24 protein-coding genes are annotated in these 25,674 nt (G+C 73.6%); 10 read left to right on the plus strand and 14 right to left on the minus strand.

What is annotated here, in order from left to right; genetic code table 11:
* Positions 1 to 159: 159 nt before the first annotated feature.
* Positions 160 to 510, minus strand: a complete 351-nt coding sequence (locus ACIP82_RS04445) for a putative leader peptide (RefSeq protein WP_400651149.1) — start codon at positions 508 to 510, stop codon at positions 160 to 162.
* Between the two features lie 302 nt (positions 511 to 812).
* Here ACIP82_RS04445 and ACIP82_RS04450 point away from each other — a divergent pair, with 302 nt between their 5' ends.
* The 5 genes from ACIP82_RS04450 to ACIP82_RS04470 all read left to right on the plus strand — a co-directional run bounded on the left by ACIP82_RS04450 (position 813) and on the right by ACIP82_RS04470 (position 5,253).
* The gene (locus ACIP82_RS04450; RefSeq protein WP_400650734.1) at positions 813 to 1,430 is read left to right on the plus strand and encodes an OsmC family protein; all 618 of its coding nucleotides are present in this window, start codon (positions 813 to 815) and stop codon (positions 1,428 to 1,430) included.
* Positions 1,430 to 2,506, plus strand: coding sequence for an LLM class flavin-dependent oxidoreductase (locus ACIP82_RS04455; RefSeq protein WP_400650737.1), 1,077 nt, complete (start codon positions 1,430 to 1,432; stop codon positions 2,504 to 2,506). The genes ACIP82_RS04450 and ACIP82_RS04455 overlap by 1 nt, the downstream gene beginning before the upstream one ends.
* Positions 2,507 to 2,570: 64 nt before the next feature.
* Positions 2,571 to 3,662, plus strand: coding sequence for an ABC transporter substrate-binding protein (locus ACIP82_RS04460; protein WP_400650740.1), 1,092 nt, complete (start codon positions 2,571 to 2,573; stop codon positions 3,660 to 3,662).
* Positions 3,659 to 4,483, plus strand: coding sequence for an ABC transporter permease subunit (locus ACIP82_RS04465; RefSeq protein WP_400650743.1), 825 nt, complete (start codon positions 3,659 to 3,661; stop codon positions 4,481 to 4,483). The genes ACIP82_RS04460 and ACIP82_RS04465 overlap by 4 nt, the downstream gene beginning before the upstream one ends.
* Positions 4,456 to 5,253: an ABC transporter ATP-binding protein gene (locus ACIP82_RS04470; RefSeq protein ID WP_363608473.1), complete on the plus strand. Its 798-nt coding sequence runs from the start codon at positions 4,456 to 4,458 to the stop codon at positions 5,251 to 5,253. Before ACIP82_RS04465 ends, ACIP82_RS04470 begins: the two co-directional genes overlap by 28 nt.
* 163 nt (positions 5,254 to 5,416) lie before the next feature.
* On the opposite strand, the gene ACIP82_RS04475 is transcribed toward ACIP82_RS04470, so the two are convergent.
* Positions 5,417 to 6,400 (minus strand): carbohydrate kinase family protein, encoded by a 984-nt coding sequence (locus tag ACIP82_RS04475; protein ID WP_400650746.1) that lies wholly within the window; start codon positions 6,398 to 6,400, stop codon positions 5,417 to 5,419.
* Between the two features lie 247 nt (positions 6,401 to 6,647).
* Positions 6,648 to 8,120, minus strand: coding sequence for an MFS transporter (locus tag ACIP82_RS04480; protein ID WP_363608469.1), 1,473 nt, complete (start codon positions 8,118 to 8,120; stop codon positions 6,648 to 6,650).
* A gap of 222 nt (positions 8,121 to 8,342) precedes the next feature.
* Between ACIP82_RS04480 and ACIP82_RS04485 the strand changes: the two genes are divergently transcribed.
* Both ACIP82_RS04485 and ACIP82_RS04490 read left to right on the plus strand, forming a co-directional pair.
* The gene (locus ACIP82_RS04485) at positions 8,343 to 8,699 is read left to right on the plus strand and encodes a helix-turn-helix domain-containing protein (protein WP_363608467.1); all 357 of its coding nucleotides are present in this window, start codon (positions 8,343 to 8,345) and stop codon (positions 8,697 to 8,699) included.
* Between the two features lie 86 nt (positions 8,700 to 8,785).
* Positions 8,786 to 9,868: an LLM class flavin-dependent oxidoreductase gene (locus ACIP82_RS04490; RefSeq protein WP_400650751.1), complete on the plus strand. Its 1,083-nt coding sequence runs from the start codon at positions 8,786 to 8,788 to the stop codon at positions 9,866 to 9,868.
* A 108-nt stretch (positions 9,869 to 9,976) separates the two neighbouring features.
* On the opposite strand, the gene ACIP82_RS04495 is transcribed toward ACIP82_RS04490, so the two are convergent.
* The 7 genes from ACIP82_RS04495 to ACIP82_RS04525 form a co-directional block, all read right to left on the minus strand.
* Positions 9,977 to 10,972 (minus strand): methyltransferase, encoded by a 996-nt coding sequence (locus tag ACIP82_RS04495; RefSeq protein WP_363608463.1) that lies wholly within the window; start codon positions 10,970 to 10,972, stop codon positions 9,977 to 9,979.
* An 88-nt stretch (positions 10,973 to 11,060) separates the two neighbouring features.
* Positions 11,061 to 12,056: a Gfo/Idh/MocA family protein gene (locus ACIP82_RS04500; RefSeq protein WP_400650754.1), complete on the minus strand. Its 996-nt coding sequence runs from the start codon at positions 12,054 to 12,056 to the stop codon at positions 11,061 to 11,063.
* A 67-nt stretch (positions 12,057 to 12,123) separates the two neighbouring features.
* Positions 12,124 to 12,624 (minus strand): flavin reductase family protein, encoded by a 501-nt coding sequence (locus ACIP82_RS04505; protein WP_400650756.1) that lies wholly within the window; start codon positions 12,622 to 12,624, stop codon positions 12,124 to 12,126.
* A gap of 72 nt (positions 12,625 to 12,696) precedes the next feature.
* A complete protein-coding gene (locus ACIP82_RS04510; protein WP_400650759.1) occupies positions 12,697 to 14,271 on the minus strand; it encodes a trehalose-6-phosphate synthase in 1,575 nt (524 codons plus the stop codon).
* Positions 14,272 to 14,336: 65 nt separating this feature from the next.
* Positions 14,337 to 15,404 carry a zinc-binding dehydrogenase gene (locus ACIP82_RS04515; protein WP_400650762.1) on the minus strand — a complete coding sequence of 356 codons (1,068 nt, stop codon included), beginning with the start codon at positions 15,402 to 15,404 and terminating at the stop codon, positions 14,337 to 14,339.
* 137 nt (positions 15,405 to 15,541) lie between these two features.
* Positions 15,542 to 16,750 carry an acyl-CoA dehydrogenase family protein gene (locus ACIP82_RS04520; RefSeq protein WP_363608453.1) on the minus strand — a complete coding sequence of 403 codons (1,209 nt, stop codon included), beginning with the start codon at positions 16,748 to 16,750 and terminating at the stop codon, positions 15,542 to 15,544.
* A gap of 289 nt (positions 16,751 to 17,039) precedes the next feature.
* Positions 17,040 to 18,200, minus strand: coding sequence for an IS701 family transposase (locus ACIP82_RS04525; protein ID WP_400650766.1), 1,161 nt, complete (start codon positions 18,198 to 18,200; stop codon positions 17,040 to 17,042).
* A 387-nt stretch (positions 18,201 to 18,587) separates the two neighbouring features.
* Here ACIP82_RS04525 and ACIP82_RS04530 point away from each other — a divergent pair, with 387 nt between their 5' ends.
* On the plus strand, positions 18,588 to 19,169 hold the full coding sequence (locus ACIP82_RS04530) for a TetR family transcriptional regulator (protein ID WP_400650769.1): 582 nt from the start codon (positions 18,588 to 18,590) through the stop codon (positions 19,167 to 19,169).
* Positions 19,170 to 19,182: 13 nt separating this feature from the next.
* On the opposite strand, the gene ACIP82_RS04535 is transcribed toward ACIP82_RS04530, so the two are convergent.
* Both ACIP82_RS04535 and ACIP82_RS04540 read right to left on the minus strand, forming a co-directional pair.
* Entirely contained in the window at positions 19,183 to 19,857 is a 675-nt protein-coding gene (locus ACIP82_RS04535; protein ID WP_400650772.1) for an HAD family hydrolase, read from the minus strand.
* A 417-nt stretch (positions 19,858 to 20,274) separates the two neighbouring features.
* Positions 20,275 to 21,357 carry a ScbA/BarX family gamma-butyrolactone biosynthesis protein gene (locus ACIP82_RS04540; protein ID WP_400650775.1) on the minus strand — a complete coding sequence of 361 codons (1,083 nt, stop codon included), beginning with the start codon at positions 21,355 to 21,357 and terminating at the stop codon, positions 20,275 to 20,277.
* 236 nt (positions 21,358 to 21,593) lie between these two features.
* Between ACIP82_RS04540 and ACIP82_RS04545 the strand changes: the two genes are divergently transcribed.
* A complete protein-coding gene (locus ACIP82_RS04545; RefSeq protein WP_363608443.1) occupies positions 21,594 to 22,280 on the plus strand; it encodes a ScbR family autoregulator-binding transcription factor in 687 nt (228 codons plus the stop codon).
* 60 nt (positions 22,281 to 22,340) lie between these two features.
* On the opposite strand, the gene galK is transcribed toward ACIP82_RS04545, so the two are convergent.
* Positions 22,341 to 23,471, minus strand: coding sequence for a galactokinase (galK, locus tag ACIP82_RS04550; RefSeq protein ID WP_400650778.1), 1,131 nt, complete (start codon positions 23,469 to 23,471; stop codon positions 22,341 to 22,343).
* Between the two features lie 55 nt (positions 23,472 to 23,526).
* A complete protein-coding gene (gene galT / locus ACIP82_RS04555; RefSeq protein ID WP_363608439.1) occupies positions 23,527 to 24,678 on the minus strand; it encodes a galactose-1-phosphate uridylyltransferase in 1,152 nt (383 codons plus the stop codon).
* A gap of 185 nt (positions 24,679 to 24,863) precedes the next feature.
* Between galT and ACIP82_RS04560 the strand changes: the two genes are divergently transcribed.
* Positions 24,864 to 25,670, plus strand: a complete 807-nt coding sequence (locus tag ACIP82_RS04560) for a DeoR/GlpR family DNA-binding transcription regulator (RefSeq protein ID WP_400650780.1) — start codon at positions 24,864 to 24,866, stop codon at positions 25,668 to 25,670.
* The last annotated feature ends 4 nt before the right edge of the window (positions 25,671 to 25,674 follow it).

Here is a 25,674-nt window from a genome sequence, read left to right on the forward strand (position 1 = left end):
TTCTCCCGGAGGTTCGGCGGCAGACGGTGGCCGCGGGGACGGCACGGGCGCGCAGAAAGGGCGCACCGCGCTGGTGACTCTCGGGGCAGGGGGCGGCCGGCGCCGTCGCGCTCGGGGCGGCGCGACGGCCGGGCGGCCCGGGCGCAGGGGCCCGGACGGTCAGTGACAGCCTGCGGAGGCCACGCGCATCAGGTCCACGTGGCGCCGCGCGGTCAGGCGCGTCGGCGTCTTCATGCCTGAACCTTGGAACACAAAGCGATGCATTGTCAATTGCCAGCTGCCATTGTCGCGTTGGGATACTCCACCGGCCGGGCGGCGGGCCGGAGAGCGGTTTGACCCGACCCCGCCATAATCCCGTCCGGCCCTCCGGCCGGCGTCGCCGACGGGGCCGCACAGAGCCGGTCCCACCGGCCCGGCTTGCCCCGATCTCCCCAACGTCACAACTAATTGGCCTTTTGGGGCAGACGATTGACAGCCTTTCAGATTCACTCCTAGATTCGTCCCGTGCATCCCGACCAGAGCATTCGCGGCCACGTCGACTTCTGTCGCGTCGCCAGTGCCCTGTGTCCCGCGCGCGGCTGACCCTCTCGTCTCGGCGCGCCTCCCTCTCCCCCTCCGCCGCTCCCCCGCGGATCCCGCCCGTACGCACCGCCGCACCGCCACGGCCGTGCCACGACCGCATGCGCACCGCCGCCCCGTCGCGACCGTGCGGGGCCGTCCCCCGAACCGGATCCACGCCTCTCCGGACCCCCGATCACCGAACTGCCCGATCACCTCCGATCACCGAACTCCTCCATCGCGCAAGGACGGACATGACCGCGACCACGCGCCCGAACGCCCCCGAACCCCTCCTGGAGACCGCCCCGGACCCACAACCCGGCCTGCGCGAGTACCTCACCGTCAAGCGCGCCGCCCTGCTGGCGAAACGCGACGGGGCCGCCGACGCCACCGCGCCCGCGCCCACCCTGCGGGTCCGCACCACGGCCGAGCACCGCAGCGGCGTCCGCCGGATCCGCATCCGCGAGCACACCGTCATCAGCGACTCCCCGCTGGACTTCGCCGGCTACGACCTCGGGCCCACCTCGCCCGAGCTCCAGCTGGGCGTGCTGTCCAGCTGCCTCACCCACATCTACCTCATCCAGGCCTCCGACCTGCGGATCCCGCTGGACGCCCTGACCGTCGAGGTGGCGGCGGAGCACGACGGCCGCGCGGGCACACCCGGCTTCGAGGACGTCCCGATCTACCCGCACAACATCCGCTACACCGTGCGCGTCACCTCACCGGCCGCCCGTGCCCGGATCGAGGAGCTGCACGCCTCCGTCGAACGCAACTGCCCGATCTACAACCTGCTGCGCGAACCGCAGAAGGTCACCGGCGAGGTCGTGCACACGCTCTCCGGCGATGCCGCGCGCCCGGACGGAGGAGCGTAATGGCCACCAACGCGAACGCCGCGACCAGGGAACGCCCCGGCCTCGAACGGACCGGCCTGGAACGGCCCGGGCTGGAACGGCTCGGGCTGCTGGTCCACGTCGCCGGGCAGGGCGACCCCCGCACGGTGCTCGACCAGCACCTGCGGCTGGCCGTCGTCGCCGAGGAGCTCGGCTACGACTCCTTCTGGATCGCCCAGCACCACCTCGGCGCGGAGAGCGGGGTGGTCCCGTCCCCGTTCGTCTTCCTGGCGGCCGTGGCCGCGCGCACCCACCGGATCCGCCTCGGCACGGCCGTCGTCACCCTTCCGCTGGAGGACCCGGTCCGGGTCGCCGAGGACGCCGCCCAGGCCGACCTGCTCAGCGGCGGGCGGATCGAGCTGGGCATCGGCAGTGGCGCCCACCGGCCGTCCTTCGAGGCCTTCGGGCGGGACTTCGAGCAGCGCCGGGCCGACCAGGAGCGAGCCGCCCGGGTGCTGGAGGACACGCTGCGCGGCGGCCCGCTGCCCGGCGGCGCCCCGCTGCACCCGCCCGCCCCCGGCCTGGCCGACCGGATCTGGCAGGCCGCCGTCTCCGGGACCGAACGCGCCCGCCTGGCCGCCGCGGCCGGCCACGGGCTGCTGCTCTCCCGCACCACCACCGACCCGTCCTCGCCCGTCGGCGAGGCGCAAGTGCCCACGGCCGAGGCGTACTTCAAGGAGTTCGACACCAGCCGCGGCACCCGGCCGAGGCTCGGCGTCTCCCGCACCGTCTACCCGGTGGCGGACCGCGCCACCGCCGTCCGGGACCTCGCCCCCGGCGCCCGGTCCTGGCTGGCCCAGGCGGCGACGGAGTGGGCCGGCAGGGACCTGGCCGCCACCGAGTCGGACGACGACGCGCTGCTGCGCCGCCACGACATCCACGCCGGCCCGGTGGAGGCCGTCACGGCCGGCCTGGCCGCCGACCCCGCGCTCGCCCTCGCCACCGACCTGATCGTGCAGTTCCAGCCGGGGCTGCCGTCCTTCGGCAGCGCCGTCGGCGCGCTGGAGGCCATCGCCACCCGGGTCGCCCCCGCGCTGGGCCTGCGGCCCCGGCCCTGACCGCGCCCGGCCGTCCGCCGGTGCCACCCGACGCCCCGCACCACCCCTCACCCGGAGGATCCCCTTGCGCGCCCATCGCACCACCCCCCGTCCGCAGCGGCAGCCGCGGCGGCCGGCCGCCGTCCTGACCGCCCTGCTCCTGGCCGTCCTGCTCACCGCCTGCGCCAGTGGCGGCTCCGCGGGCGGCGGCACCGCCGAGGCCGCCCAGGTGACCCTGACCATCGGATCGCCGTGCAAGGCCTGCCTGAAGCGGCTCCTGATCGCGTCCGGGGAGGACCGGGGCGCCCCGTACCGCATCAACTGGGCCGACTTCGACTCGACGCCCACCCTGGTCGAGGCCCTCAAGGCCGGCAAGGTGGACGTCGCCCAGGGCGGCGAGACGGGCGTGCTGTTCGCCATCGGCAACGGCGCCGACATCAGGCTGCTCGGCGCGGTCGCCCAGCACCGCAGCGGCGGCACCGTCGTCCTGGTGAAGAAGGACTCGCCGGTCACCGATCTGGCCGGCCTCCGGGGCAAGAAGGTCGCCGTCCCCTTCTACACCGCGCAGCACTACCAGTTCGCCAGGTCGCTGGAGGCGGCCGGCCTGAAGTGGTCCGACGTGAACGCGGTCAACCTCACCACGACCGACGGCCTGGCCGCCTTCAACTCCGGTGACGTGGCGGCCTTCGTCATCTGGGACCCGAACGCCGCCGTGGCCCAGCTCCACAACGACGCCCGGATCATCCACGAACTCGGCCAGGACCTCCAGACCTACAGCGCCCTGTACGCCTCGGCCCGCGCCACCTCCGACCCCGCCAAGCGGGCCGCGCTGGAGGACCTGGCCCGCCGTTCGGTGCGCGCCTTCGCCTGGGTCAACAGCCACCGCGGGCAGTGGGCCGACGAGTTGTCCAGGCTCGCCCAGATCCCGGCGGACTCGGCGAAGCTGGCCGCCGACCGGTCCGAGGCGCAGCTCCAGCCGGCCGACGCCGGTATCCAGGCGGGCTGGCAGGACGAGATCGAGTACTTCCGCGGCCAGAACCAGATCAAGCAGAGCTACCGGATCGCCGACCGGATCGAGCCCGGCTTCGACGCCGTCATCACCGACGAACTGGCCAGGGTCGCCGCGGCCGCCGGCGCCTCACCCGGGCCGGCCACGCCCTCCGGGAGCCACTCGTGACCGAGACCTCCGCTCCCGTCCTGCGCCCCGCCGCGGCACGGGCCCGGCGCCGGGTGCCGGCCCCGCCGCGCTGGCTGCGCAAGGCGTCCGGCCCCGTGCTGCTCCTGGCGCTCTGGCAACTCGCTTCGGCCGCCGGCGTGCTGGCCCCGGACGTGCTGCCCTCGCCGTGGGCGATGGCCGGGACCTTCGGCGACCTGATCGGTGACGGCTCGCTCGGCGAGGCGATGGTCTCCTCGCTGCGCAGGGTCGCCCTCGGTCTGGCCATCGGCGGCGCCCTGGGGCTGCTGCTGGCGCTGGCGGCGGGCCTGTCCCGGCTCGGCGAGGACCTGGTCGACGCCCCCATGCAGATGCTCCGCACCCTGCCCTGGGCCGGGATGATCCCGCTGTTCATCATCTGGTTCGGCATCGACGAGCAGCCCAAGATCGCCCTGGTGGCGTTCGCGGTGGCCTTCCCGCTCTATCTCAACGTCTACGCGGGCATCCGCAACGTGGACACCACGCTCGTCGAGGCCGCCCGCACGCTGGGCCTGGGCCGGCCGGCCATGGTCCGCCACGTCATCCTGCCGGGCGCCGCGGCCGGCACCCTGGTCGGCCTGCGCTACGCGCTCGGCTCCGCCTGGCTCGCCCTCGTCTTCGCCGAGCAGGTCAACGCGCAGAGCGGCATCGGCTATCTGATCACGCACGCCCGCGAGGTCTACCGGACGGACATCGTCGTGGTCGCCCTCGTCGTCTACGCGTTTCTCGGCCTCGGCGCCGATGTCCTCGTCCGCCTCCTGGAAAGGACCCTGCTGTCATGGCGACCGGCCTTCAGCGGCACCTGACGACCGCACCGCCGGCCGTCGGCCCCGACGCCCGGACCGCCGCTCCCCCGGCGGCCCGGGTGCGCGGTCTGGTCCGGCGGTTCGGCGAACGCGCCGTCATCGACCATCTGGACCTCGAACTGGCGCACGGCGAGTTCGTGGCCCTGCTCGGCGCCAGCGGCTGCGGCAAGAGCACCCTGCTGCGGGTGCTGGCCGGTCTCGACCCCGAGGTCGAGGGGGAGGCCGAGGTCGCCGAGCGGCGGGCCGTGGCCTTCCAGGCACCCCGGCTGATGCCCTGGAAACGGGTCTGGCGCAATGTGGTGCTGGGTCTGCCGGGCCGCGCCGACCGCGCCGTCGCCGACCGGGCCCTGGCCGAGGTCGGTCTCGGCCACCGCGCCGATGCCTGGCCCAAGGACCTCTCCGGCGGCGAGGCCCAGCGTGTCTCGCTCGCCCGTGCCCTGGTCCGCCGCCCCGATCTGCTGCTGCTCGACGAGCCGTTCGGCGCCCTGGACGCGCTGACCAGGCTGAAGGCCCAGCATCTGGTGATCGACCTCTGGCGGCTCCACCGGCCCGCCGTCCTCTTCGTGACCCACGACGTGGACGAGGCGCTGCTGCTCGCCGACCGGGCGCTGCTGATGGCCGACGGTGGCATCGCGGACGAGGTCCGGGTCGGGCTCCCCCGCCCGCGCGAGGTCACCGATCCGGAGTTCGGGCGGCTGCGGTCGCGGCTGCTCGGCGGGCTCGGCGTGGCCGTTCCGGGGGCCGCGGACGCCGGTCCGCCGGCTCCCTGAGCACCGTCCGGACCACAGCACAGCACACGGGGCCCGTCCGCTGCGGCGGGCGGGCCCCGTGTGCTGTGCTGTGGGCCCGGCGGGCCCTGGCCGGAACGCCGACGCGGTCGGCCAGGTCCCCCGGCTCAGGGCGTCCGGGGCGTGCGGTGGGCGTGGCGGCACGTCACAGGACGTCCTCCAGGCGCCGGCGCAGCGCGTCGGCGGCCCGCGGCCCGTAGGCCCGTTCGGTGCGGGCGGCGAGGTCGGCGGCGGACAGCTTGTACTCCTGGCTGCCGGCCGACTCCAGGACGGTGGTGGCGAGCGCACAGCCCAGCTGGGCGGACGCCTCCCTGGACCACTGCCAGGACAGGCCGGTGAGGAAGCCGCTGCGGAAGGCGTCGCCCGCGCCGGTCGGGTCGACGACGGCGGTGGTCTCCACGGCGGGGACGGTGAGGTCGGGCCGGCCGTCCTGGGAGAGGGTCACCCCGCCGGGGCCGAGGGTGGTGACCCAGGTGCCGACCTGCGCGAGGATCTCCGCGCGGGCCAGGCCGGTCCGGTGCTGGAGCAGGGCGGCCTCGTACTCGTTGGTGAAGAGCAGGGTCGCGCCGAGGACGAGCCGGCGGGCCTCCGGCCCGGTGAGGCGGGCCAGTTGCTGGGAGGGGTCGGCCGCGAAGGGGATGTCCAGCGCGCGGCACGCGTCGGTGTGGCGCAGCATCGCGGCGGGGTCGTCGGGCGCGACGAGGACCAGGTCGAGGCCGCCGGGGCGGGCCGCGAGCGGCGCGAGGTCGATCCGGCGGGCCTCGGACATGGCGCCGGGGTAGAAGGTGGCGATCTGGTTCTGGTCGGCGTCGGTGGTGCAGACGAAGCGGGCGGTGTGGAGCGTCTCGCTGACGTGGACGGCGCCGGTGTCGACGCCGTGGGCGTCCAGCCGGGCGCGGTAGTCGGCGAAGTCGGTGCCGGCGGCGCCGACCAGCAGCGGGGCCAGGCCGAGGCGGCCGAGCCCGAACGCGATGTTGGCCGCCGCCCCGCCGTGGTGGACCTTGAGGTCGTCGGCGAGGAAGGACAGTGAGACGTGGGCGAGTTGGTCCGGCAGCAGCTGGTCGGCGAACCGTCCGGCGAAGGTCATCAGGTGGTCGGTGGCGATGGAGCCGGTGACGGCTATCCGCATCTGGGGTCTCCTCGGGGCCGGGGCGGCCGGGGCGGTCCTCGGCCGGTGCCGGGGGCGGACCGACCGAACAGTACGTACTCTTTCGTATCGTCGGACGGTCGGCAATCATCGGGGAACGGTCCGGGGAGACTTCGGGAGGTTCGCGCGGCACCCGGCGGGCGGGCACGCCAACCGGACGGCGGGCGGTGCCCGGCGCCGGGGAGGCCGGGTCCACCGCCCGCCGTCCGGAGATCGGCGGGCCCCGAGATCAGTGGGCGGCGAGCGCCTCCTCGGTCGGGGTGGTGGGCGCGGCGGGCGGCTGGGCCCGGCCGCCGCGCAGGGTGAGGGTGATCAGCAGGCCGAGGAGCATCCCGGCCGCGGTGAGCAGGACGACCAGGAACTCGCCGTCTGCGGTGGCGGAGAGCAGGTCGTGGCCGGTCTTGCCGCCGGTGCCGGCGTCGGCGATGGCGGTGAAGACGGCCAGGCCGATGGCGTTGCCGAGGTTGAGCGCGGTGGAGGCGGCGCCGTTGGCGACGCCCTGCTCGTGGTCGGGGGTGCCGGTCGCGGCGGCGATCCACATCGCGGTCCAGACGACACCCTGGCCGACGCCGGAGACGATCAGGCCCGGCAGCAGCGCCAGGTAGCCGGCGTCCGCGTCGAAGCCGAAGGCGAGGGCCGCGGTGCCGACGGCGCCGACCACGAAGCCGCCGATCAGCGTGGGCCGCAGGCCGTTGCGGGTGGTGAGGCGTTCACCGAGCTGGGTGCCGGTGGCGATCGCCAGGGACGGGACGAGGAAGGCGAGGCCGGTCTCCAGGGCGCTGTAGCCGTGGACGGTCTGCAGCAGCACGGTGAGGAAGTAGGGCAGCACGCCGAAGGTGGCCATGTAGATGAAGGTGATGGCCGCTCCCCCGGTCAGGTTGCGGTTGCGGAAGACGCGGAAGGGCAGCAGCGGGTCGGCGCTGCGGGTCTCGATCAGCGCGAAGAGCCCGAGCAGGGCCACCGCGAGGACGAACGCGCCGACCACCCAGCCGCTGAGCCAGCCGAGTTCGGGGCCCTGGACGAGGGCGAAGACGAGCAGCGTGGAGCCGCCGGTGACGCTCAGGGCGCCGGGCAGGTCGAAGCGGCGGCGTTCGGTGCGGGGCGCGTCGCGCGGGATGACGAACAGCGCGGCGAGGGCGACCAGGCCGGCCAGCGGGACGTTGACGTAGAAGACGGCCGGCCAGCCGAAGTTCTCGGTGAGGACGCCGCCGAGCAGTGCGCCGAGGGTCAGACCGCTGGCGCCCGCGCCGCCCCAGACGGCGAGGGCGCGGTTCCGCTTGGGGCCCTCGTCGAACAGGGTGTTGATCAGGGAGAGCGTGGCCGGCAGCAGCAGCGCGCCGCCGATGCCCTGGATCGCCCGGGCCGTGATGATCACGCCGGGGTTGCCGGCCAGGCCACCGGCCAGCGAGGAGACCGCGTAGACGGTGAGGGCCAGCACGAACATCCGGCGGCGCCCGAGCAGGTCGGCGGCGCGCCCGCCGAAGAGCAGGAAGCCGCCGGCGAAGACGACGTAGGCGCTGACCACGAGCTGCTGGGTCTGGCCGGGGAACCCGAGGTCGGAACCGATCTCGGGCAGGGCGACGAACACGATGTTGAGATCCAGCGCGTAGATCAGCTGGGCCAGTGCCAGCAGCGCCAGGGTCCAGCCCAGGTGCCGGGCGCCCCCCTGGGCGGGGCCCGTGGGCGCGGACGAAGTGGACATGGGAGTGCACCCTTCTCGGATCCGGTCTCGGGCGGCCCGGGGCCGGGGGGAATCTCGGGCAGGAATGCCCGTCCTGAGTACGACTGTTTGTATCTTTGCGTACTCTAGGACTGTTCGGCAACCTCGTTCCGGCCCCCGGCCGGAGCGGGGGACGGAACGAGACGGGGAAAGGGCGTCCGGTGGGGGCTGAGCACTGTTGGACTGTCGCGGTACTGTGGCAGCATGAGTTTTCGCCACCCAGAACGCGACCAGATCCGGATCGAGAGTGTCCTGTCGGCCCTGGGCAGCCCGGTACGGCTGGCCGTCGTCCGGGTCCTCGACGCCGGCGGAGAGCACAACTGCGGCAGCGTCCTGAACGTCCTCGGCGTGACGGCCAAGTCGACGATGACGCACCACTGGCGCGTCCTGCGCGACAGCGGCGTCATCCGGCAGGAGCCGTCCGGGCGGGAGAACCTGCTCTCGCTGCGCCGCACCGACCTGGACGCCCGCTACCCCGGGCTGCTCGACGCCATCCTGGCCGGCGCCCTGGACGACGAAGCCGTCCAGGCGGCCCGCCACCGGCCCGACTCCGCCGGCTGAACCCACGCACCGGATCCCCGCACGGCCCCCGCGGCCGGGTGGCCGGCGCGTCACGACCTGCCACTGCCACCCCTGCGAGGACACCCATGCAGTTCGGGATCTACAGCGTCGGCGACTGCACGCCCGACCCGACCACCGGCCGCGCCGCCACCGAGCACGAGCGCATCAAGGCGATGGTGGCCATCGCCGCCAAGGCGGAGGAGGTGGGGCTCGACGTCTTCGCGACCGGCGAGCACCACAACCCGCCGCACGTGCCGACCTCTCCCACCACCCTGCTCGCCTACATCGCCGCGCGCACCGAGCGGATCATCCTCTCCACCGCCGTCACCCTGATCACCACCAACGACCCGGTGAAGATCGCCGAGGACTACGCGATGCTCCAGCACCTCGCGGACGGCCGCGTCGACCTGGTGCTCGGGCGCGGCAACACCGCGCCCGTCTACCCCTGGTTCGGCCGGGACATCCGCCTGGGCATCCCGCTCACGATCGAGAACTACGCGCTCCTGCACCGCCTGTGGCGCGAGGAGGTGGTGGACTGGGAGGGCCGCTTCCGCACCCCGCTGCAGTCCTTCACCGCCACCCCGCGCCCGCTGGACGGCGTCCCGCCGTTCGTCTGGCACGGCTCCATCCGCAGCCCCGAGATCGCCATCCAGGCCGGCTACTACGGCGACGGCTTCTTCGCCAGCAACATCCTCTGGCCCAAGGAGCACTTCCAGGAGCTGATCGCGCTCTACCGCGAGCACTACGCCCGCAACGGCCACGGCACGCCCGAACAGGCCGTGGTCGGCCTCGGCGGCCAGGCCTTCATGCGCAAGAACTCCCAGGACGCGGTACGGGAGTTCCGGCCGTACTTCGACAACGCCCCGGTGTACGGGCACGGCCCGTCGCTGGAGGAGTTCATGGACATCACCCCGCTGTCGGTCGGCAGCCCGCAGCAGGTGATCGAGAAGACCCTGCGCTTCCGCGAGTACTTCGGCGACTACCAGCGGCAGATGTTCAACATGGACCACGCCGGACTGCCGCTGAAGACCGTGCTGGAGCAGCTCGACCTGCTCGGCGAGGAGGTCGTCCCGGTGCTGCGCAAGGAGTTCGCGGACGGGCGGCCGGCGCAGGTGTCACCGCCGCCGGTCCACCCGGCCGTCGGCAGCGGCGCCGCGCTGCTGCGCTGAGCACAGCCGGACAGCACCGAAACGCCCGGCCGGGGAGAACCGGCCGGGCGTTTCGGGGTGCGGTGCCCGCGACCGGGTGCGAGCGGTCGCTGCGGCCACCGGGGTGGCTCAGGGCTTGCGGGCGACCCAGACGCCGTTGGCGCCCTGGCCCTCGAACGGGACGACGCCCTCGGGCTTGAGCCCGAACTCGGCCGCCCACTCCCCGTACTCCGCCGCCGTGTAGTTCCGGCCCCAGGTCTCGACCAGCATGTTCAGGCTCATCAGCGCCGCCGGCGCGGGCCCGCGCTTGTCGTCGTCCACGAAGGACTCGGTCACCAGCAGCACACCGCCGGAGGGCAGCGCCTCGGCGCAGGCCCGCAGGATCTTGCGCGCGTCCTCGATGCCCCAGTCGTGCAGGATGTTGGAGAGCAGGATCGCGTCGTAGCCGCCGGGCACCCCGCCGACCTCGAAGAAGTCACCGCTGGCGAAGTCGATCCGGTCGGCCAGGCCGGCCGCCTCCACCCGGGGCCTGGTGAGCTCGCAGACGAACGGCAGGTCGAACACGGTGGTCTTCAGGTGCGGGTGACGACGGCACAGCTCGATGTCGTACGCCGCGCCGCCGCCGCCGACGTCCAGCAGCCGCTTGATCCCGCTGAAGTCGATCGACTCCGCGAGCCGGCCGGCCGTGTAGGCGGACAGCGAGTGCATCGCGTCCCAGAAGTGCTCCTTGACCACCGGGTCGTCCGGCTGGAACAGCGACTTCTGGTTCTCCACGTCCCAGGTGGTCGGGTGGTTGCCGCGCAGCGAGTCCAGCATCTTGATGTAGGCCGGGTACTCGTGCTTGTCGACCAGCGTCACCCAGCCGCCGAAGTACCGCGGCTTGCCCTTGACCAGGAACTCCTCGGAGACCGCCGAGTTGCGGTAGAACCCCTCGTCGTCGAGGACCAGCAGGTCGAGCGAGACCAGCGCCGTGAGCAGCAGCTCGGCCGGGCGCTCGTGGATCCCGTGCCGCCGCGCGAACGCGTCCAGGGTGACGCCCTTGCCGCCGGCCAGCTCGGTGAAGACCTCGAGCTCGGTCGCCAGCGCCAGCCCCTTGAACGCGTACACGCCCAGGGTCAGGTCCATCAACGGGGTTGGGGATAGGGGCGAAGACATTGATTCTCCTCCGGTTGTGTTCCCGGCGCCCAGAGCAGGCTCCGTACGACAATACGTATTATTTAGGATGGCAGGCCGGTTGTGGGGTGCTCGGGGCCGGATCGATGAGACTTTGGGAAGTCCGCCGTCCGATCGCGTCCATGACCCGGGCGCCGCGCAGGATCTCGGCGCAGGTCGGCGCCGCCCAGCGCCGTTCACCGCGCAGGCCGGCCAGGAACCCCTCCAGGGCCGCACCGGCCCGCGGCGGCGGATACTCCTCCACCCGCTCACCCGCGCCGGTGAGGGTCAGCCGGCCACCGTCCACCCGGGCCGTCCCGCGCTCCCCCTCCACCCGCACCGACACACCCCCGGGGCGGGAGGCCCACCCGGCGCGCACCGAGACCGGCACCCCGCCCCAGGAGAGCAGCGCCGCCCCGCCGACGTCCGCGGCCAGGCCCGGCCGGTGCCGGAGCACCGCCCCGCGCACTCGCAGGCCGGCCCCGGGCGCCAGCCAGCCGAGCAGGTCCACCAGATGGACGGCCAGGTCGGCGAAGGCGCCGGCCGGGCCGTGCGCCGCGTCCAGCATCCAGCCGGCCGGGCCGTCGAACAGGCCGTCCGGCAGCCCCGGATGGCTGAACCCGGCTTCCACCGAGGCCAGTTCGCCGAACGCCCGGGCGGCCAGCAGAGCCCGCAGCCGTCCGAACGCCGGGGCGCAGCGCAGGAACATCGCGGTGGTCGCCGGACGGCCGCCGGACGCCAGCACCGCGAGCAGTTCGGCGGTCTGCGCGGCCGAGCCGGCGAGCGGCTTCTCCACCAGCACCGGCAGCCCGGCGGCGGCCACCCGGCGCAGCAGGGGGCCGTGTTCGGCCGTGGTCGAGGCGACCAGTGCGGCATCGGCCCCGGCCAGCGCCTCGTCGGCGGTCGCCGGCCGTACACCGGCCAGCCGGGGCGGCCAGGGGCCCGATCCCCGGTGGACGGCGGCCAGTTCGGTGTGCCGGTCCGCGGCCACCACGTCGAGGTGGTCGGCGAGGTGGACGTGGGCGGTACCGAGGACGGCCAGCCGGACGCGCTTCACCGGCGTCGCCCGGCCGGGCGCGGCAGGCCGACCAGGCAGAGCGGGCAGACCGCGGCGACCGGGCCGGTCACCGGGCCCGGGCCAGCCGGGCGGCCGGTTCGGGCCGGGTGAACGCCCGGTCGCTGTAGACCAGGGGCGGGCCGCTGCCGGCGTGCGTCCGCTCCACCCGGCCGACCAGGATGCTGTGGTCGCCGCCGTCCAGGATCCGGTGGGTGGCGCAGGCGACCCGGGCCGACGCCGAGGCCAGCCCGGGGAGCCCCAGTTCGCAGGGCACCATGTCGCCGGCCGCGAAGCGGTCGATGCCCGAGGTGGCGAACCGCCGGGCCACCTCGGCCTGGTCGTGCGCCAGGACGTTGACCAGGAAGTGCTCGGCCGCCAGGAAGGCGGCGTGGGTACTGGCGGCCTTGTCCAGGCAGATCAGGACGAGCTGCGGGTCGAGGGAGAGCGAGGTGAAGGAGCTCGCGGTGAAACCCCAGTGGCGGCCGGCCGCGTCCACCGTCGTGGCGACGGTGACGGGCGAGGGGACACGGGACATCGCCAGGGTGAAGTCGGCCTGGTTGACGGGCATCGGGGCCTCCGTTCTCGGTCGGTTCAGGAGCGGGCCCGCGCGCGGGCCGTCGGGCGGCGGACGCCGGCCCGGTCACGTGGTCGTGCGGCCGGGAGCGGACGTCGGGCCCCAGGTCATCGTGCTCGCGGGCGAGTCGGGGGACGGCGCGCGGACGGTCGGCGCGGTCGCCGGTGTCGTGGCGGCGGCCGGGCCGCCGGCCGGCCCGGCCGTCCCGTCGAGGGCGCTCAGGAAGGACTGCGCCCAGTGGCCGACGTCATGGCCGAGCACCTGCCGGCGCAACTGCGCCATCCGCCGGGCCCCCTCCTCCGCCGGGACGTCGAGGGCCAGGGCCAGACCCGACTTCACCTCGTCCAGGTGGTGCGGGTTGACCTGGAACGCCGCCTCCAGCTCGGCTGCGGCACCGGCGAACTCGCTGAGCACCAGGGCGCCGCCGAGGTCGTACCGGCAGGCCACGTACTCCTTGCAGACCAGGTTCATGCCGTCCCGCAGCGGCGTGACCAGCATGACGTCGGCCGCGCAGTAGAAGGCGACGAGTTCCTCCGGCCCGACCGAGGTGTGCAGATAGTGCACGGCCGGGTAGCCGACCCGCCCGAACTCCCCGTTGATCCGCCCCACCGTGCGCTCGATGTCCTCCCGCATCCGGACGTAGTGGTCGACGCGTTCCCGGCTGGGGGTGGCGATCTGAACCATCGTCACCTCCTCCGGCCTGATCCGGCCCGCCGCCAGCATCTCGTGCACGGCCCGGAGCCGGACATCGATGCCCTTGGTGTAGTCGAGCCGGTCCACGCCGAGCACGATCCGGCGCGGGTTGCCGAGTTCGGCGCGGATCTGCCGGGCCCGGCGCCGGACCCCGGGGCTCCGTGCCAGCCGGCCCAGGGCCGCCGCGTCCACCGAGACCGGGAAGGCGCCCACCGTGACGCCGCGCCCGTGGACCCGCAGCCGCCCGGGCCCGTCCGCCGGGTCGCGGGTTTCGCGGTCCGGCCGCAGACCGGCCAGCCGCTCGGCCAGCCAATGGAAGTTCCTTGCACCGCCCGGGCGTTGGAATCCGATCAGGTCGGCGCCGAGCAGGCCCCGGACGATCTCGGTGCGCCAGGGGAGCTGCATGAACAGCTCCACCGGCGGGAATGGGATGTGCAGGAAGAACCCGATCCGGACGTCCGGCCGCAGCTCCCGCAGCATCGCGGGCACCAGCTGGAGCTGGTAGTCCTGGACCCAGACGGTGGCCCCGGGGGCGGCGACCTCGGCGGCGGCCTTCGCGAAGATCCGGTTGACCCGGACATAGGCGTCCCACCAGTGGCGGTGGTACTCCGGGGGCATCACCACGTCGTGGTAGAGCGGCCAGAGCGTCGCGTTGGAGAAGCCCTCGTAGAAGTCGCGGACGTCCTCGGCGGTCAGCTCGACGGGGTGCAGTCGCAGGCCGTCGTCCTGCGGGGGCGGCGCCGCGCTCGCACCGCTCGCGCCGGGCCAGCCCACCCAGGCCCCCTGGTGCGCGCGCAGGAACGGTTCGAGGGCGTTGACCAGCCCGCCCGGGCTGTGCCGCCACCGCTCGGTGCCGTCCGCGTCGCGCTCCAGACTCACCGGCAACCGGTTGGCCACCACCACGAGTCCGGCCCCGCCGGGCGGCGCCGCGCTCCTCTGCTCGTGCATCCGACGTACCTCTCTCGGGGAATCGCGGCGGTGGACGGGGCGGGGGTGGCTGTCTCGGAGAAGTCCTAGCGGAAGTCGACGATCGTCTTCAGATCGGTCGTGCTCCGGTAGTTCTCGAAGATGTCCACCAGACCGTCGTAGTCGCTGAACTTGTGCACGGTGGAGAGCAGGGCCTTGCCGTTCACCACGCCCGACAGCAGCATCTGCATGGCCGAGGCGATCACATTGGCGCTCTTGTGCATCGGGAAGCTGGTCACGTCGAAGGGCGCGGACCGGATGGTGATGCCCTTGGCGAGCATCAGCCAGGTGTCGAACTTCTGCATCTCCTGCGAGGCCCCGTACAGCACGTACTGGCCGCCAGCCCGGAGCTTGCGCATCGCCACCCGGCGTGGGTCCTTGGTCTCGTCGGAGACCTTGACCGTGGGCAGCGCGTCGAAGACGTAGTCGAAGGCGCCGTCCTCGACGCTCTCGATCAACTCGTCCGGCAGGTAGGAGCGCTGGGAGAACTGCTGCTCGGCGAACTCGTTGCGGGCCGGGTTGGCGTCCACCGAGACGACCGAGTTGGGGGCCAGCAGCCGGCGGATGATGCTCCCCGCGATCACACCGATCGGGCCGGTGCCCAGGATCAGGACCCGGTCACCGACCTGCGGCGGGTTGGAGAGCACCGAGCGCAGCGCGCCCGTGACCGGCTCGATGAACGACGCCTCCAGGTCGCTCAGTTCCTGCGGGATCTTCACCGCCGCGGCCCGGTGGTCGTCGTGGAAGTTGCGGTCGGCGGCGAAGACGTCCTCCTTCACCTGCCCGGAGAAGATCGGCCGCACGGTGCGGTACTCGGCGAACCCGCCGAAGTCGGTCTGGCCCCAGTAGACGACGCGGTCGCCGACGGCGATGTCGGCGCCGTGCTGGTCGAATTCGGGGCCGATGTCGATGACCTCGCCCAGGTACTCGTGACCGAGGATCACCGGGTACTCGGAGGGGAAGAGATGGCCCTCGAAGAAGGAGATGTCGGTGGAGCAGATCGACACGCAGCGGGTCTTCATGAGCAGCCCGTCGGCGGGCGTCTTCGGGATGGGCAGTTCGGCCAGTACCGGTTTGCGCGGGGCCAGAAGCTGTACGGCCTTCATCGTCTCCATGCCTGTTTCCTCATCTCAGTTGTCCGAAGGCGGAGGGTGGGAGCGGTGACACGGGCAGCGGTGACACGGGCGGTGCGGTGGCGCGGCGGAACGGCGAAGCGGCGGTGCGGTGACACGGGCAGGACGGTGGCGCGGTGCTACCGCCGCATCTGGAGACCGCCGCCGAGCAGGTACTGGCCGGCCATCTCGAAGTGGGTCGGCGAGAGCGTGATGTGCTTGACGGCCGAGTGGACGTCGCGGAAGCAGCGTTCGAGCCGGCTGGTCTCGTAGACCGAGGTGGCCCCGGCGAGGTCGTACGCGGCGTCCACGGCCGCGACCGCCTGCTCGGCGACGGTGGCGGCGGTGAGCCGGGCCACGGCGCTCAGCGGGTCGCCGCCGGTCGGGCCGAACTCCTGGACCCGGCGGGCGGTGTCGAGCAGCAGGACCCGCGCCGCGTACACCTGGAACTCCGCCCGGGCCAGCTTCTCCTGGACGACGTGGCTCTGCGCGAGGGTGCTGCTGCCGGCCGTCCTGGTCTTGCCCGCGGCGAGCTCCTTGAAGGAGTCGACGGCGTTCTGCGCGATCCCCAGGGCCGTCGAGGCCGAGGTGAACGGGCCGAAGTCGTAGTAGCTGATGTCGTAGGCCCGGGACGCCCTCGGCGCCGGCGGGCGGTACATCTCCGCGCCCGCGACGGTGTACTCCACCGGCACGCGCACGTTCTCCACCCGGTAGTGGTTGCTGCCGGTCGCGCGCAGGCCGACCGTGTGCCAGGTGTCGCGGATCTCGACGTCCGAGGCGCGGACGAAGAGCTGGCGCAGCTCCGGGCCGGCCTCGGTGCGGCGCACCTCCCCGCCCTCGGTCACCCAGGCCGCGCAGACCAGCCAGTCGGCGTGGGCGGACCCGCTGGCGAACGCCCATTCGCCGTTGAGGGTGAAGCCGCCGTCGGTGGCCTCGGCGAATCCGGACGGGTTGACGCCGCCGACCACCAAACCGGTGTGCTCCTCGAACAGGCGGCGCGCGGTGGGCTCGGGGAGGTAGTCCGAGAGCCGGCCGATGGCACCCTGGACGCCCATCTGCCAGGCGACGGACGGGTCCAGCTGCGCCAGGGCCTGGATCACCGCCGAACCCGTCTCGATGCTCACCTGCCCGCCGCCGAGCTGCCGTGACACCCACATCCGCGGGATCCCGGCGTCGCGCAGCGCCTCGAAGACCGGGCGCGGGGTGACCCGCTCCCGGTCGCCGCGCTCGCGGTTCTCCTCGACCAGCGGGGCGATCTTCTCCACCCGCGCCAGCCATTCCCGGGTCTCGTCCGAATAACCGGCCCGGAGCAGTCGCCCCTCGGCCGGAGCTGAATTCGCGACAGTCATCCTCGATCCTTCGCTTGATTTCGGCGATTACCGGTATGCGACCCGGCACAACGCAGGCACAATGCAGGCACAGCGGACCGGCAGCGCCAAGGCGTACCGGTGTCACCGAACGGAACAGGGAATTGCGGCGGGGCGGCCCGCGATTTCCGCGGCCTTTCCGGAAAACGGCTCCGGGGATTCCCGCGCCGGTTCCATTCTCGGGCGCGCGGCCGCCTCCGGACAAGCGCGACCTCCGGAAGTCGCAGGGCTCCGCGGGCCCCGGCCGGCGCCCGCGGAGCCCGGCCGACGGTCAGGCGGAGCGGCGCTCCGGCCCGGCCGCCCGGTGCGCGGGCACCCGGGCGGTGAGCGGGGCCCGCGCGCCGGCGGGGCCGGTGTGCAGCCGGCTGTAGGCGGCGGCCGCCGAGGCCATCGTCATGTGGTGGTGCCAGCCCGGGTAGGAGCGGCCCTCGAAGTCCAGGACCCCGAAGTTCTCCGCCAGGTCGGCCATGGCGCGCTCGGCCGCCGGGACGGCCCGGGCGAGCGCCAGCACGTCCTCCACCCGGCGTTCGGTCAGGCTGGTGATCCAGTACCGGGCGGGGTGCTGCCCGCTCGGGGCGGGCCTGACCAGCACCCGGTAGGTGCGCCGGGGCGCGGCGCCGGAGGCCTCCGTCCGGGGCAGCCGGACCAGCCCCGAGTGGACGGTGAACGGTTCGGGCCGGCCGGACGGCAACTGACGGACCACCAGATGCGGCTGGCGGGTCTGGCTGCGCGCCATCAGCGCCCCGATCCCCACCGGCGGGGACGGTGTGCGGGCGGGGGGCCGCACCGGCTGCCCGGGGCCCACCTCGCAGACGAAGTCCATGCCCAGCTGGGCGAGTCCGGCGGCCACCGGTGCGATGTCGGGCTCGTGCCGCAGGTCCAGCACCCAGGGCACGGAGGCCAGCCGGGGGTGGGCGGCGACCGCGGTCGCGAAGTCCAGGACGTGGGTCCAGGAGGGCCGGGCCGCGACCCCGTCCGGGATCCGGGCCCGCCGGCGGCGCCGCTCGTCCTCGCACCAGGCCTCGCAGAGCAGCAGCCGCCAGTCCACCGAGACGCAGTGGGTGTCCGTGACCAGGAAGGAGCCGCTCGCCTGCTGGCAGTTGACGGTTCGTCCGGATGCCGCGTCGAAGCGCCGGTGGACCCCCACCGAGTGGTCGCCGCGCTTGGGGATGGTCAGTTCCGCCACGCTCCAGGCGCGCGGCACCGCGCTCTCGGCCACCGTCCGGGCCAGTGCCTGGCGCACCGGCCCCCAGTCCCACGGGCTGGCGTTGATGAACTGCTGCAGCCCGTGGACGGCGGCCGAGGTCGGCGCGACCGTCCGCGCCAGCTGCTGCAGCGTCTTCTTGCCGGGGACGCTGAGCAGCCCGCCCAGGTACGCCCGGGCCCAGCGACGCTGATCGGCACGGTGCAGCGAGTCGAAGACCTCCTCCATGAACGTCTGTAGGAGGGGTCTTCCGGCCGGCGCCACGTCCTGAATGTCGTCTGACCGCATGTGACGTTCACTCCCCCTTGTATGGTGCACCGATGATGCGTCTGCGCGATCGACCGCAGACAAAAATACCTTCTCGAACGTCAGTTTTGACGGAGCGGTCGACGACTTTGCAACCTCCCGCCCCGACCTGCGCACACGCCCGCGCACACGGCGCCCGCGACCGCGCACGGCCGCCGCACACCGCTCCGGCGACCGGCCGAAGATGGCTCAATCGTCCACCGCCCGCCGCACCGCCCTTGTTGCCGGACCCGCCCGCGGTAAAAGATTCACAGAAGACGGTTCCGGCGTTTCGCCGGCCACGTTCGCCGACAACGGCTGAGAGGCATCGTGATCAAGCAGGAACGGGCGTGGAGGACGCATGAGCTGCTCCTCGACGCCTCTGCCGACGAGTTCGTCCGGCACGGGTACGCCGGAGCGAACCTGCAACGCATAGCGGTCCGGACGGGAATGACCAAAGGCGCGCTGTACGCGCACTTCTCCTCGAAGGAGAAACTCGCCGCGGCGCTCACCGCCCCCTTCGACCATGCCTGGCGCGGCGTCCTCGACCAGGTCGAGGAATCCGACCGGCACCCGCTCGGGGTGCTGCGTCAGATCACCTTCGGCCTCGTCGGTCTGCTCCACACCTGTCTGCGCTTCCGGGCCGGGCTCCACCTGGTCGTCGAGGAGGCCCAGTCCCGCAGCCAGACCCCGGACGTGATCACGGACCTGTCCCTGGTGATGACCCGTCTGGTCCGGGATGCCCAGCGGCTCGGCGAACTGGAGGGCGGTCACGAACCCTCGGCGCTCAGCGGGTTCGTGATCGCCTCCGTCTTCGGCACCTACTACACCGCCACCTCCGCGTGCCGGCTGGACACCTTCCCCGCACAGGTCCAGGAGATCTGGCGGCTCGTCCTGCCGCCCGCGGCCTGACCGGCCGCGGGCGTCAGTCCGGCAGGACCCGCGCAGCGGGCAGCGCGGCCAGCAGGGCCGGGTCCGCGCCCACCACCACCGGGTGGCCGACCTCGGCCAGCATCGGCAGGTCGGAGACGTGGTCGCCGTAGCCGTAGCACTCCTGCGGCCCGAGGTGCGGGTAGGCGCCGATGAGGTGGCGCACGGCGGCCCCCTTGCCCACGCCGATGACCGGGTCGCCGACCACCCCGCCGGTGTAACGGCCTTCGCGGACCTCGGGATTGGTGCACACCAGGTGCCGTGCGCCGATGTCCGCGGCGACGGGCTCCAGGAGGGCCGGGAACCCGCCCGACACCAGCACCAGGAGGCCGCCCTCGGCCTGGTGCCGCCGCAGTTCGGCGCGGGTCCGCGCCCGGTAGAAGCCCTTCTCGGCGCTGGCCGCGACGAACCAGCGCCGCGCCGACTCGGCGACCGAGGCTTCGTGCTGACCCTCCCACGCCCGGTAGTAGGCCAGGTTTCCGCGCTCCCGCGGGGCGCCGGCCGCCGCCAGGGCCGTCAGGCAGCGGCGCGTCTGGTCGACGTGCCGCGCACCGGCGGCACCGTAGCGGCGGGTGAAGTAGTAGTCCAGGAAGTCGAACAGGCTCTTGCGGGTGAGCAGCGTCTCGTCGACGTCGCTGAACACCAGCCGGGTGGGCTCTGGGACGGCCATGCGGTTCCTCCGGTACGGAGCGGGGGGCACGGGCGGGAGAGTGGACGCGGAACGAGGGACGCGCGGTTCGACGGGGCGACGGCCGGCGCCGCGGGAGGAGAACGACGATGGAAGGTTTGGTGAAGGACGATTCACCGGGCCCGCACGGCCGGTGGTGCGGCCGTGCGGGCCGGACCACGCCACCGCCCGACCGCCGGTCCCGGCCGGACCGGCGCGCACTGATGGACACACTTCCCCTACCTGCAAGGAATTATGACGAGCAGTCAGTTGTCACTCCGGCCACCGGCCGCCGAACCGGACCGGCGGCCGGCCCCCACCCGGGAACGCCCCGAAGTGCGGCCGGCACCCCGGCTCACGGTAAAGGGATCTTCAAGGAAAGGATGATCCCGTTGCTCCCATTCCTTCCCGACGGTATTTCTAAGGGTGCCTGTCGGCGGTCACGAAAAAGGGAGGTCGGAGTCCATGGTTCGCCATCGCATCACCCGGACCGGCCCCGCCCCAGTCCGTCTCCGATGTCATGAGCACCGTGTTTCCCTGGAGCACGTCGATCGCCAGCCGCCCCCGGCCGGACGCCCTCGTCACCCCGCCCCGCACCGCGAGGAGAAGGGGCTCGTCCAGCTCCGCGAAGGCCAGGCAGCGTGTCGTCAGGGCGAGGAGGACCTGCGGGCCAAGGGCCCGCGGGCCGACGACGGGCGGTCCCGCCGCGGGGTCGTGGACCAGCAGGTGCCCCAACTGCCGGACGCCCTCCAGCAGGGCCATCAGCGGCACATGGTCGGTGGGGTGGTCGAAGAGGATGGCGTGGTCGAGGTCGACCAGCATCCGCCACTCGCGCGGCGACGGGCCCGGGACGAGCACACTGTCCTTGCCCCGCAGCCTGCCCACCCGCCACGGCCGGACCCTCCGGCGCGCCGCCTCCGGCGCGACGGTCCCCCCGGCAACCGGCCCGGCCGGGCCGGGACCGGCCTCGGAGCGGCGCCCGCGCAGCACCCGGTAGGTCCGCTCGTCGAGGGCGACGACCCGCAGACCGCCACGGCCGCACTCGCGGCCCGCGATGCTGAGCACCACCTCCAGCCGCATCCCGAACCGTCGCGGCGGCCGGTTGTCCACCCAGTGCCACCGCGCCAGGAGTTCGGCCCGCAGCGGCTCCGTGCCGACCCGCAGCGCCCCGGGGTCGGTGATCTCGAAGTCCATGTCGCTGCCCACGAACCGGTGGGTCAGCGGCACTCCGTAGTGCCAGTGCGCGAGACAGACCAGCGCCTGACGGATGGTCTCCGCGAAGAGCAGCGGATCACTCACCCCCTGCGGGTCCGGGTGGTAGAGCGCGTGGTCCCTCGGCCACTGCGCGCCGACCAGGAAGCGGTCGCCGCCGAGCGCGACCGCGTCCGTCACGAACACCTCGGCGACGGCCGCACGGTGGACGAGGTGCCGGGGTATCGTCCGGTCGAACGTCAGTCGGGCTCCTGGCAGGGTGGGGCCGGCCAGGACCGGGGCGGCCGTCACGGTCCCGGCCGCCGGGTCACCCGCCGCGTCACCGTTCTCCGGACCGCACGTCGCACATGGTATTGCCGCATGTTCTCCCCCCAGAGGTCGTGGGCGAGCCCTTACGGGCCCGGCCCGCCAGCGCTCTCAAATCTACCTTTACGAAGGTTTGTTTCAAGGGCCGGCCGTTCACTGTTACGTCGTGTGGCACCAGCGTCCGCCGCACCCCCGTCCACCGCGTCCGAGAGAGGCCGATCATGAGAGCGCCGCAGGGACAACGCCTCCCCGGGCCCACCACCACCCCGCCGCAGACGGCCCGGGGCAAGGAACTCAAACAGGAACGGGCCGTCCGCACCCAGGAGCGGATCCTGCACGCCGCCGCCCAGGCCTTCGCCGAGAACGGCTTCCCCGCCGTCACCATCCTCGACGTCGCCCAGCTGTCCGGGATGACGAAGGGCGCGGTGTACTTCCACTACGCCAACAAGGAAGCCCTCGCCCTCAGCATCGCCGACGAGTTCTACCGCCGCATCGCGGCCATCGCGGGCCGGGTGGAGCAGCTCGGCCTGCCGCCGATCGCCTCCGTCGCCGAACTGCTGCTGCGCACGGCGGCGGCCCTGCGCGACGACACCGTGATGCAGGCCGGCGCCCGGCTGCAGATCGAGCGGGCGGCGATCGAGGCCGAACTCCCGCTGCCCTACCAGGGTTACACCGCGCTGATCTGCTCCTGGCTGGAGCACGGGGCCGAGCGCGGCGAGCTCGCCCGCTCGACCACGCCCGCCGTCCTCGCCAAGGTGCTGGTCTCCGCCTTCTTCGGCGCCCAGCACATCTCCTGGGTGCTCGGCAACCGGGCCGACCTCACCGAGCGGACCATGGAGATCATCAGGACCGTCATCCCGTGCGCCGAGAGCGCGCTCCCCGAACCGCTCTCCGTCCTGGAGTCGTGACGCCCGGTCAGCGGGGCGGGGACGGAACACGCGGACCGGCCGCCCCCCTGCCGGGGTCCGTCAGGACACCCGACGGGCCCCGGCGGACGCGATCGCGTGGACGAGGCCCGGCTCGGGGTACCCGGCCCGCCGGAAGGCCGCCGCCACCGCGGCCGCCGTCTCGTCGGCGGCGCCCACGGCCACCAGGGCGATCACCGAGCCGCCGAAGCCGCCGCCGGTCATCCGGGCGCCGAGCGCCCCGGCGGACAGGGCGGCCTCGACCGCCAGGTCCGTCTCCGGGCAGGAGACCCGGTAGTCGTCGCGCAGCGAGGCGTGCCCGGCGGTGAGGACCGGCCCGAGCCCGGCCGGGTCACCGGCGTCGAGCAGGGCGACGGCCCGGCGCACCCGCTCGTTCTCGGTCACCACGTGCCGTACCAGCGGCCGCAGTTCGGCGGGCAGCCGGCCGAGCGCGGGATCGAGGCCGGACGGCGGAACGTCGCGCAGGGCGGGCAGGTCGAGCAGCGCCGCGGCCCGCTCGCAGCCGGCGCGCAGCGCCGCGTACGCACCGTCGGCGAGGTCGTGCCTGGTCCGGGTGTCGATGACCAGCAGCCGCAGGCCCGCGCTCGCCAGGTCGAACGGCACGTGCCGGATGGACAGGTCGCGGGCGTCCAGGTGGAGCGCGGTTCCCGCGCGGCCGCACATCGACGCCATCTGGTCCATCACGCCGCAGGGTACGCCGACGAACCGGTTCTCGGCCTGCTGTGCGACGACCGCGAGGTCCTGTGCGGCGAGGCCGAGGCCGTACAGGTCGTTGTAGGCGGAGGCGACCGCGCACTCCAGCGCGGCGGAGGAGGAGAGGCCCGCGCCGGTCGGCACGTCGCTGTCGAGGAGCAGGTCGGCGCCGCCGACCGGGTGGCCGGCCTGCCGCAGGGCCCAGACCACGGCGGCGGGATAGCCCGCCCAGCCCGCCACCGTGCCGGGGGCGAGGTCGGCGACGGCCAGCTCGGCGACCCGGGCGTCGCCCTGGGCGCTGTAGAGCCGCAGCCGGCCGTCGTCGCGTCGGCGGGCCCGGGCGCGGACGGTCTGCGGCAGGGCGATCGGCAGGACGAACCCGAGGTTGTAGTCGGTGTGTTCACCGATCAGGTTCACCCGGCCCGGTGCCGCCCACTCCCCGGTCGGGGCGTGGCCGAAGAGCTCGTGGAAGGTGGTCATGGTGTCTGCTCTCCCGGGTGGAGGGACGGGGTGGTGGCGCTGCTCGCGGGCCCGGTCACGAGGCGACCTCCCGCAGCCGCCGGGCGGCCGCCTCCGGGGCGATGTCGTTGACGAAGGCGTCCATGCCGGACTCGACCCCGGCCAGGTACTTGAGCTTGTCGGCGGCCCGCCGGATGGTGAACAGCTCCAGGTGCAGGGCGAGTTCGGCGCCGCCCTCGCGCGGCGCCTGGTGCCAGGCGGAGATGTAGGGCGTGCGCACGGGGGCCTCCGGGGTGCCGAAGAGCCGGTCGAAGCGGCGCAGCAGTTCGAGGTAGAGCCCGGGGAACTCGGCGCGTTCGTCCTCGGTGAGGCGGGTGAGGTCCGGGACGCGGCGGTGGGGGTAGAGGTGGACCTCGTAGGGCCAGCGGGCGGCGAACGGGACGAAGGCCGTCCAGTGCGTTCCGGTGAGCACCAGCCGTTCGGGGGTGGCGCGTTCGGCGGCGAGCAGGTCCTCGAAGAGGTTGCGGCCGGTGGCGGCGCGGTGGCGGCCGGCCTGTCCGGCCATCCGGGCGGTGCGGGGGGTGGTGAAGGGCAGCGCGTAGATCTGGCCGTGCGGGTGGGCGAGGGTGACGCCGATCTCGGTGCCGCGGTTCTCGAAGCAGTACACCTGCGCGACGCCGGGCCGGGCGGAGAGTTCGGCGGTGCGGTCGGTCCAGGCGTCCAGCACCAGCCGCGCGCCGGCCTCGTCGAGGTCGGCGAAGGAGGCTCCGTGGTCGGCGGTGAAGCAGACCACCTCGCACCGGCCGGAGCCGGGCCGGGCGGTGTGCAGCCCGCCCTCGGCGGGATCGGTGGCATCGGCGGACGGCGCGCCGGGCGCTCCGGCGAGCGAGGGGAAGCGGTTCTCGAAGACGGCGACCTGGTAGTCCCCGGCGGGGATCTCGCTGAGCCGCCCGTCCCGGGACGGGCAGAGCGGGCATTCGTCGGCCGGCGGCCGGTAGGTGCGGACCTGGCGGTGCGCGGCGATGGTGACCCAGTCGCCGGTGGCCGGGTCGAGGCGCACCTCGGGGCGGTCGGCCGCGGGTTCCAGCGGGCGCCGGTCGGTGGCCGGGCGGGGGGCGGCCCCGGTGTGGAAGTAGACGAGTTCCCGGCCGTCCGCCAGCCTGGTCACCGTCCTCTCCGTCCCCGCCGCCGACGGCGGCGCCGTCGGCTCGGTCACGGTCCTGGCCATGTCTTCCTCCCGAAGGCGTTCCGGCGGCCGGCCGGTGGGCCCGGCCAGGCAACATCATAATCAAACAACATCCAACAAAAAGCAACAGAATTGGTGGGCGCGCCCCGCCACGACCTGCCATCATGGCGTTGACCACCTTCATCGATCACTCTTCACCGATCACCGCGCCGCCAGGAGGCCGCCCGATGCGCGACAGTGCCCAACCGCTCGCCGGACAGCGGCGCGTCCAGATCCTCGACCTGGTCCGCGCGCAGGGCGGCGTCCGGGTCACCGAACTCGTCCGGGACCTCGGGGTCTCCGACATGACCGTCCGCCGGGATCTGGACGCGCTCGCCCGCCGGGGTCTGATCCACAAGGTCCACGGCGGCGCCGTGAAGGTGGACGCCCCGCTCAGCGGCGAGCCGGGGTTCGAGACGAAGGCGTCCTGGCAGCTGCCCGCCAAGGAGGCGATCGCGCGGGCCGCCGCCGGGCTGGTGCCGCCCGGCTCGGCGGTCGGCCTGGCGGCCGGCACCACCACCCACGCGGTGGCCCGCCACCTGCGCGCGGTCGAGGGCCTGACCGTCGTCACCAACTCGCTGCGGATCGCCGACGTGCTCGAACAGCCCGCGGAGGACGGCACCCCGCCCTCCGCCGCGGTCATCCGCACCGGCGGCGTCCGCACCCCGTCGGACGGCCTGGTCGGCCCGGTGGCGGACCAGGCCATCCGGTCCCTGCACGTCAATGTGCTCATCCTCGGCTGCCACGGCCTCTCGCCGGCCACGGGACTGACCACGCCGAACCTCGCCGAGGCGGAGACCAACCGCACCTTCCTCCAGTCGGCCCGCCGGGTCGTGGTCGCCGCCGACCACACCAAGTGGAACGCCGTCGGCCTCGCCTCGTTCGCCACGCTGGACCAGATCGACGTCCTGGTCACCGACGACGCCCTGCCCGACGAGGACCGCGAGGCCGCCGCCCGCCTCGTCGGCGAGCTGATCGTCGTCCCCGCGTCCTGACCTC

The organism is Kitasatospora sp. NPDC088548, from assembly GCF_044753005.1.
GTDB lineage: Bacteria > Actinomycetota > Actinomycetes > Streptomycetales > Streptomycetaceae > Kitasatospora.